Genomic DNA, 2,708 nt, shown 5'->3' on the forward strand with positions numbered 1-2,708 from the left:
ACCGCCTGGATGCTCGTCGCGACGGCGCTGGTGCTGCTCATGACGCCGGCGCTGGCGCTGTTCTACGCGGGCCTCGTCCGCGCCAAGAACACCCTCAACACCTTCATGATGTGCGTGGCCGCCCTCGCTGTCGCGACGATCACCTTCGCGGCCGTCGGCTACTCACTGGCGTTCGACAGCGGCAACGGCTTCGTGGGCGGCTTGGACCACGCGTTCCTGCAGGGCGTGGACTTCGACCCGCGGGAGGGGTCGACGATCCCGCACCTGGTCTTCTTCGCCTTCCAGGCGTCGTTCTGCATCATCACGACGGCGCTCGTGGCCGGCGCGGTCGTGGAGCGCATGCGCTTCGGCCCGTTCCTCGTGTTCAGCGCGCTGTGGTCGATCCTCGTCTACGCGGTGCTGGCGCACTGGGCGTTCGGGGGCGGCTGGTTGATCGAGGGCGGCACCTTGGACTTCGCGGGCGGAGTGCCGGTGGAGATGGCCTCGGGGTTCTCCGCGGTCGCCGCCGCGACCGTCGTCGGGGCCCGCAAGGACTACGGCCGACAGGCGCTGCTGCCGCACAACGCCATGTACGTGCTGCTCGGCGCGGGCCTGCTGTGGTTCGGGTGGTTCGGGTTCAACGGCGGCAGCGGGTTCTCGACCGGGAACGCCAGCGTCCTGGCCTTCACGAACACGCTCCTGACGCCGGCCTGCACGCTGGCGACCTGGTTCGTGCTCGACATGATCCGCTCGCGTCAGGCGACGGCGGTGGGGGCGGCGACCGCGATCGTCGTGGGCTGCGTCGCGATCACGCCGGCGGGCGGCTACATCAGCCCCGGCTGGGCGATGGCGCTCGGGGTCCTGGCCGCGTTCCCCAGCTACGCGGTGATCATGTGGCGTCCGCGCACCCGTCTCGACGAGACGCTCGACGTGCTCGCCGCCCACGGTACGGCGGGTCTCGTGGGCATCGTGTTCATCGGCTTCGTCGCGCAGTCGTCGTGGAACGGGGTGTCGGACGGGTTGCTCTACGGCAACGCCGCGCAGTTGTGGGACCAGCTGCTCGCCGTCGCTGCCGCACCTGCCTACGCGTTCGGCGCGACCTGGCTGCTCCTCAAGGGCATGGCGCTCGTGGTGCCGCTCCGCGTGACCGAGGAGGAGGAGGCGACGGGCATGGACCTCATCGCCCACGGCGAGGAGGCCTACCCGAGTGGCGAGGGCGCGCTGCTGGTGGCCGCGGCGGAGGTCCCGGCGAGCCGGGTGCCCGTCGGACGCACCTGATCGCGCCGCGGGCGGTCAGGCCTGCTGCTGGATCCAGGACAGGATCGCCTTCGAGGGGGTCAGCACGGTGCCGTCGCCGAGCAGGAGCGCCGGAAGGCGCTCCTGTCCAGTGGCTGATCGCAGGTCCTCACGGGAGCCCCTTCGCAGGAACGGGATCGGGCTTCCGTGGGCCGCGACCACCTTCTCGTAGGGAATCCGTGCGGCGCGCAGGGCCTCTTGCACCTGTCGGCAGGGGTGGATCCGAGGGCCGCCGTCGTCGCCGTGGCAGACGTACAGCACGGGCGGGGCGCTCATGTCTTGCCTGCCGCGGCGGCGCGGACGGCCTCGATGTCGAGCTTGACCATCTGCAGCATCGCGGTCATCGCGCGCCTGGCGCGGTCCGGGTCCGGATCGCGGAGGACGTCTTCCATGCCGCTGGGCACCACCTGCCACGACAGGCCGTAGCGGTCCTTGAGCCAGCCGCACCTGCCCTCCGTGCCGCCGTCGGTCAGGGCCTCCCAGTAGCGGTCGAGCTCCTCCTCGGTATCGCAGGTGATCTGGAGCGAGATGGCCTCGGTGAACGTGAACTTCGGGCCGCCGTTGATGCCGACGAATCGCTGGCCGTTCAGCTCGAACTCGACCGTCATCACGGTGCCCGGCACGCCGGGTGATCCTTCGCCGTAGTGCGCGACGTTCAGGATCCGGGAGTCGCCGCCGAACACGCCGACGTAGAACTCGGCGGCCTCCGCGGCCTGGGTGTCGAACCAGAGGTTGGGGACGATCTGAGACGGCATGGGGTCCTTTCGAGGCGGTCGTGTCGATGCACTCTGGAAGGACTCATCCCAGACGGGGAACTCATCGGTGCCCGCCGCCGTGGGGGGCCGCGGACCGGGTTGCACCGCGCGCGCAGCCCGGTCCCGCGACGTCGCTACTGCTGGCCGGCGAACTTGAGCTCGTCGCCCTGCTGCACGAAGAGGTTCGTGCTCGTCTCGTCCTCGTCGGTGATCACGACGGTCGCGGTGTCACCGTCGATCTGGACGTCGTCGATCGTGTACTCCTTGCCGCCTTCCTCGGTCGCCGCGGCGGCCGCGCAGGCCTCCTCGCCACCGAGCTGCTCGAGCACCTCGGCCGTGGCGTTCTCCGGGTCGCAGAGGATCGCGGGGTCCTCGTTGATCGCGTCGACGAAGGCCCGCAGGTTCTCCTCGTCGATCGTCGCGGCGCCTTCGGTGGCGGGAGTCGAGGCCTCCGCGGGTGCCTCCGTGGTCTGCGTCGCGGTGGCGCTCGCGGCGGAGTCGGGTTTGTCGTCGTCGCCGCAGCCGGCAGCGAGAAGCGCTGTCGCCGTGACGGCGAGCAGCGACAGAGTGATACGGCGAGGCATGAGGCGGTCCCCTAGCGGGTCGAATGCCGACGGGCGTGACGTCGTCGGGCCCGTGAGTACGGGCCGCGAGACCGTACCAGCACCCAGGCCGGCG

Annotated in this window: 4 protein-coding genes; 1 reads left to right on the forward strand and 3 read right to left on the reverse strand. The window is 70.6% G+C overall.

Going from position 1 to position 2,708, the window contains the following annotated elements; genetic code table 11:
- Positions 1–1,257 (forward strand): ammonium transporter (locus ABYE80_RS19480; protein ID WP_372791969.1); only part of this gene is annotated, 1,257 nt, incomplete at its 5' end.
- Between the two features lie 15 nt (positions 1,258–1,272).
- Here the strand turns inward: ABYE80_RS19480 and ABYE80_RS19485 are convergent.
- The 3 genes from ABYE80_RS19485 to ABYE80_RS19495 form a co-directional block, all read right to left on the reverse strand.
- Positions 1,273–1,551, reverse strand: a complete 279-nt coding sequence (locus ABYE80_RS19485; protein ID WP_372791970.1) for a glutathione S-transferase N-terminal domain-containing protein — start codon at positions 1,549–1,551, stop codon at positions 1,273–1,275.
- Entirely contained in the window at positions 1,548–2,030 is a 483-nt protein-coding gene (locus ABYE80_RS19490; RefSeq protein ID WP_372791971.1) for a VOC family protein, read from the reverse strand. Before ABYE80_RS19490 ends, ABYE80_RS19485 begins: the two co-directional genes overlap by 4 nt.
- A 134-nt stretch (positions 2,031–2,164) precedes the next feature.
- Positions 2,165–2,614, reverse strand: coding sequence for a hypothetical protein (locus ABYE80_RS19495; protein WP_372791972.1), 450 nt, complete (start codon positions 2,612–2,614; stop codon positions 2,165–2,167).
- Positions 2,615–2,708 lie beyond the last annotated feature (94 nt).

Source organism: Paraconexibacter sp., from assembly GCF_041602235.1.
Classification (GTDB): Bacteria; Actinomycetota; Thermoleophilia; order Solirubrobacterales; family Solirubrobacteraceae; genus Paraconexibacter.

What these genes read in the sequence shown, in the direction of transcription:
- ABYE80_RS19490 (WP_372791971.1), bottom strand. Translation starts at nt 2,030, where the DNA reads ATGCCGTCTCAGATCGTCCCCAACCTCTGGTTCGACACCCAGGCCGCG.
- ABYE80_RS19485 (WP_372791970.1), bottom strand. Translation starts at nt 1,551, where the DNA reads ATGAGCGCCCCGCCCGTGCTGTACGTCTGCCACGGCGACGACGGCGGC.
- ABYE80_RS19495 (WP_372791972.1), bottom strand. Translation starts at nt 2,614, where the DNA reads ATGCCTCGCCGTATCACTCTGTCGCTGCTCGCCGTCACGGCGACAGCG.